The following is a 5,293-nucleotide window of genomic DNA, read 5'->3' on the forward strand; positions in this document are numbered from 1 at the left end:
GCATTAGAATATCCGTAATAACCAAGTCAAAATGGCCTTCATCAAACTTTTTTATTCCTTCCGTACCATCTACTGCTATCTCAACATTGAAGCCGCATTTTGCTAACGCCGTTGCGAGCATGAGTAAAATGGATTCTTCATTGTCGATCACTAAAATGTTGCGCATAGTTTTTTTTCCTAATGAAAATTGATAGTTATACAATACATCAAAGCATGATATTAATAACTATCTTATTTTACACAGTTTGTCAACAATATATTGAAAATTCAAGGATATATAAATTAAATTGAGTTTTTGAGGATAATTTTCCATGTCGAAAATTACTGTTGAGATCTTTTCAGGGGTTAGACAAGGTGATGATAGGGAAAGATTAATATACCTTTCCTGAAACCTTTTTTAAGGCCTCTGTTGCCGAACCGCGCTGGATATTTCGTTTTTCAAAGGTCTCAAATTATGGCTTATTTGGTCGCCAGTACCAAAGCAAGCAAGCGTTCCGAAACCGCAATGAAAAAGGAAAAATCATTGTCATCAAAACTGTAAGCCCCAATTGCAGCGGGGAATACCACTCCAACTTGCGGCTGGAAGTTATAACCCGGGGGGAAATAATCATATGAAAGGCCTTTTGTTTCAGGTTACCCCATGATTGCAGCCTGCTGGAGAACCAGATTTCCTCGCTGGCGTAAACCTTCTGGCTGAATCCGCCGACAGCTTCGAATCCTTCCCGCAGGCAATAGATGAAACATCCGGCCGCAAAACCGAATTTCAAAGAAACCCAATTCCACAGATCCAAAGACTTGCGGGCCAAAGGCCGCACCGGTTTGTCCAAATCCACCAAACTCCCCCCGCCGCAGCACCAACCGCCGGAGAGATTATCCAGTGCGGTTTGCAGCAGAGCCGACGAAACGATGGTATCTGCATCTAAAAAGATCAAATAGCGGCCTTGCGCAACCCTGGCACCGGTATTACGTGCCCTGGAGATCTGGTTGACCGGTTCAAACACGACCCGCGCGTTTTCTTCCCGGGCAATCTGAGGAGTTCGGTCGGTGGAATTGTTATCGACGACAATGACCTCTCCTTGCAAAGACAGCGGTTCCATGGCTTCTCTTAGCGCTGTAAGGGTACGTGGCAACCATTGTTTTTCGTTATATGCCGGAATAATAACGGAGTAGTGAATTGTCATATTCTCTTTTGTTTTTGTGTATGCAGTTTTGATAGTTCCGTAAAAAGTAAAAAGTTAAACGTGAAAAGTCTATATGTTGTGTAATATTGCCTCTTAATGTACTAAATGTAGTCGTTTTACATTTCACGTTTCACTTTTTTCAAATTTATCAGTTTTAGGGTCTAAGAATCTGGCTCAAGAACAGCTTGGTTCTGTCATGGGTGGGGTTGGTAAAGAAATGTTCCGGTGTTCCGACTTCCACGATGGCGCCTTCATCCATGAAAATAACGCGATCTGCTACTTCCCGGGCGAAACCCATTTCATGGGTAACAACCACCATTGTCATCCCTTCTCTTGCCAGATTTTTCATTACGTCCAGCACTTCGCCGATCATTTCGGGATCCAGCGCCGAGGTAGGCTCATCAAACAGCATGACCTTTGGATCCATGGCCAGGGCCCGGGCAATGGCAACTCGCTGTTGCTGGCCGCCGGAAAGCTGGTCCGGATAAACATCGGCCTTTTCCGGAATTCCCACCTTTTCCAGCAGTGCCACGGCTTTTGCAGCAGCTTCTTCTTTAGATCTTTTACGAACCACTGTCTGCGCCAGGGTAATGTTTTCAAAAACTGTTTTATGGGGAAAAAGGTTGAAGGATTGAAAAACCATCCCGACCTCAGCCCTTACCTTATTTATATCTGTTTTGGGATCGAGGATATCAACACCGTCAATATAAATACGACCCTTGTTTGCTGTTTCCAGCTTGTTAATACATCGCAGTAAAGTGCTTTTCCCGGAGCCGGATGGGCCGATGACAACGATAACTTCTGCGGCTGCAATTTTGGTTGATACATCCACAAGAGCCCGTACTTCGTGAGTGACGAAAAAGGTTTTAAAAACATTTTTGACTTCAATCACTGGGCTAAGGTCCTCCTTTCCACATACTGTAAAAGCATGGAAAGAGAAAAAGTTAATACCAGATACAAAAGCGCACATACAAACCAGAGCTCAAAAGGCTGCAGGCTTGTCGTAACGACTTCCCGGGTGGCCTTTGTTAATTCGCGGATAGCGATAATACCAAGCAGGGAGGAGTCTTTGATAAGGCTGATAAATTGACCGGCAAGGGGTGGAATGATGCGTCGCAGGGCCTGGGGAAGAATGACATGCATCATGGACTGGACATAGGTCATGCCCAGGGAGCGGGAAGCCTCTGTCTGACCGCGATGTATGGACTGTATCCCCGCTCTTACCATTTCAGCCACATATGCTCCCGAAAAACTGGCCAGCGCCGCCACCCCGAACCAGATGGGTGGAATCTGCCAAAATCCTTGTTTTGCAAGCAGGTTGTTAATAAGCGTGCCCAGAACAAAATACCAGATAAAAATCTGGACCAGCAAAGGGGAGCCTCGGATTAGTTCAATATAGGTTATCGCCGACCATTTTAAGGCCGGATTGGATGAAATGCGGGCCAGGCCGGCAAAAAGACCGATGAAGATTCCAAAAATAATTGCAACGAAGCTCACTTTTAGTGTGAGCCAGAGTCCCATTATTAGAATGCCCACGCGCCATTTTTCGTATTGGGCCAGTACATCCCCGAAATAAATAAAGTCGCTTTCTTCAACACTGACACTTCCCGTTGGAACGCTGTAAGATTCAGATTCATCCAGCCCTTTAACAACTATAACTACCTTGGCATCTTTTGTGGTTATACTGTCGACCTCTCCCTCTATCTCCGCTCTGATTTCAACCTTGTCCAGATAGATAAAATACTGGGGGATTCTATACCAGCGCCAAACATAATCGATACTCATGGCAGAATAATATAAGGCCAGTACAACTCCAACAATAATCAGAAAAAAAGCACATGCCGATAAATAGTAGGTACGACTTTTTTTAAACCGGAGAAGATTTGCATCAGGATTCATTTGATTTACTCAAGATATTCATATCAATTGTTGAAAAAACAAGCCGGACAAGCCTGTTTCTAACAGCTTGTCCGGCTTGTTTTTTTGAATGATCAAGGACCATTACTCCTGCACGTCCTTTATCCAGCCTGTGCTTTTGATCCACTTGTTATAAATCCGGTCATAGCGCCCGTCATTTTTTGCCTGCTTTAGAAAATTGTTAAGCCAGTTCATAAAATCAGGGTCGCCTTTTCTGACTGCCCAGGCCAGCGGCTCCCAGGTAAAAGGCTGGTCAAGAAAAGTCAGTTTGCCCGCTCCCTGCTGGGCCATAAATACTACATTGTATGGGAGATCATAGACAAAGGCGTCGGCTTTGCCGTTGACAACTTCAAGCGCGGCCTCTGGTTCGGTTTCAAAGGACTTGTAATTAGCCTTGGGAATCATTCTCTTAACAGCCTGCTCTCCGGTCGTTCCCAGTTTAGAGGTTACGGTATATTGGGAATTGTTGAGATCTTTGTAAGATTTAATGTAGTTTTCATGTTCTTTATTGATTAATATGGTCTGGCCGACGATAATATAAGGATCGACAAAATTAATCTTTAGATTGCGTTCCTGGGTAGTGGTCATGCCGCTCATAATAATGTCGAATTTGTCGGTGATCAGGGCCGGAATGATACCATCCCAGGCGGTGTTTACCGGCACGAATTTGACCCCCATGGCCTTGGCCATTTCTTTGGCCATATCCATGTCAAAACCGACAAAGTTACCTTTTTTATCGGTCATTTCAAAAGGCATGTATCCGGCTTCAAAACCAACTCTGAGTTCGCCTTTTTTGAGGATGCTCTCAAGCGTAGATTGTTTTACAAGGTCCATTCGGACATTTACTTTCTCTTGCTTCGGTTGTTCTTGTCCACAGCTCACAAAAAGAAATGTTAGTAAAAAAAGCCCCAAAAAAATACCCAAAAACTTCAATTGTTTTTTCATCTCAAACCTCCTACGTTAATTAAGTTTAAAATTGGTTGGTACACACATTGCCTAACAAGATTTCCCCTCTTTTAAAAGTTCCTTGATAACCATACCAACCCGGCATTGCCGGCATTTGGGCATAGTTTCTTCAGGCAGATAAAGGATTTCTGTACGATTACATCTTGGGCACTTTATTTCAACTGCTTCGACCCGTTTTTTTTGGGAGAGTTCATTGACAAGGCCAATTTAAAGGATTTTAGACAAATAATTCTATCTGTTGTAATTAATAGATAACAACAAGGTGCCTGGTCAAGTAAAATGATAAGGTATTTAAAGAATATTGGATTAATTAAAAGTATATGATATTTATCCGATTTTGATTGCGTTTTACAATAACAGCGGATATATGTACCTCTTTTTTATCATGTAAAAAGATAATTTCTTGAAATAATGATTAAATTGGAAATTAAACGAATAGATACAAAAAGCCTGGGCGCCAATTTTCTGCTGCTTGTTACCACTTTTTTTTGGGGGATCACTTTTGCTGTCGTCAAAGAGGCCGTTGAACAGGTAGGTGTCTTTTTATTCCTTTCTCAGCGTTTTATATTAGCTTTTGCCATCCTGCTTGCAATCTGTCTGCTGTCAAGACGTAAATTTAAGCCGGCCGCATTAAAACACGGCATCATCCTGGGGTCGCTTCTTTTTGGCGGATACACCTTTCAGACCCTGGCCCTTGTTTATACGACCGCTTCCAACACTGCCTTTTTGACCGGACTAAATGTGGTTTTTGTGCCGCTTATCGGCGGATTCTTGTTCGGCCATCTGATTACAATGCACATGAAATGGGGAGTTTTGGTGGCAGCCTTTGGCATGTTTTTTCTTTGCACAACCCAAGGATTGAAGTTGAACGTGGGGGATTTTTTGGGAGGCATCTGTGCTGTTTTTGTGGCGTTTCATATTATTTATACCGGAAGATATGCGCGCCATAATGATATATATTGGCTGACAACTGTTCAAATAGGCACGGTGGCACTGTTAAGCGTGATGATTGCACTCTGGCAGGGAGACCATATTCTTGTATGGCATCCGGAAATTCTCTGGCCGTTAATTATCTGTGTTTTCTTTGCAACCATCTTTGCCTTTTTGGTTCAAACTTCTATGCAGCGCATTACCAGCCCCACTCATACAGCATTGATTTTCTGCATGGAACCGGTCTTTGCAGCTCTTTATGCCTATGTCACCATCGATGAAAGATTAGGCCTCAAAGG

6 protein-coding genes are annotated in these 5,293 nt (G+C 43.2%); 1 reads left to right on the plus strand and 5 read right to left on the minus strand.

The window, feature by feature from the left end; translation table 11 throughout:
- The 5 genes from V3S16_RS13875 to V3S16_RS13895 form a co-directional block, all read right to left on the minus strand.
- Positions 1–166 (minus strand): response regulator (locus V3S16_RS13875; protein WP_413885946.1); only part of this gene is annotated, 166 nt, incomplete at its 3' end.
- 286 nt (positions 167–452) lie between these two features.
- Positions 453–1,181, minus strand: coding sequence for a glycosyltransferase (locus V3S16_RS13880; protein WP_413885936.1), 729 nt, complete (start codon positions 1,179–1,181; stop codon positions 453–455).
- Between the two features lie 154 nt (positions 1,182–1,335).
- Positions 1,336–2,073, minus strand: a complete 738-nt coding sequence (locus V3S16_RS13885) for an amino acid ABC transporter ATP-binding protein (protein ID WP_413885938.1) — start codon at positions 2,071–2,073, stop codon at positions 1,336–1,338.
- On the minus strand, positions 2,070–3,080 hold the full coding sequence (locus V3S16_RS13890) for an ABC transporter permease subunit (protein WP_413885940.1): 1,011 nt from the start codon (positions 3,078–3,080) through the stop codon (positions 2,070–2,072). The genes V3S16_RS13885 and V3S16_RS13890 overlap by 4 nt, the downstream gene beginning before the upstream one ends.
- A gap of 102 nt (positions 3,081–3,182) precedes the next feature.
- Complete coding sequence (locus V3S16_RS13895) at positions 3,183–4,043, minus strand: transporter substrate-binding domain-containing protein (RefSeq protein ID WP_413885942.1); 861 nt, start codon at positions 4,041–4,043, stop codon at positions 3,183–3,185.
- A 441-nt stretch (positions 4,044–4,484) separates the two neighbouring features.
- On the opposite strand from V3S16_RS13895, the gene V3S16_RS13900 reads away from it, so the two are divergent.
- The coding region (locus tag V3S16_RS13900; RefSeq protein WP_413885944.1) for a DMT family transporter at positions 4,485–5,293 on the plus strand (809 nt) is incomplete at its 3' end.

The sequence above is a fragment of the Candidatus Desulfatibia sp. genome (genome assembly GCF_036446775.1).
Classification (GTDB): domain Bacteria; phylum Desulfobacterota; class Desulfobacteria; order Desulfobacterales; family UBA11574; genus Desulfatibia_A.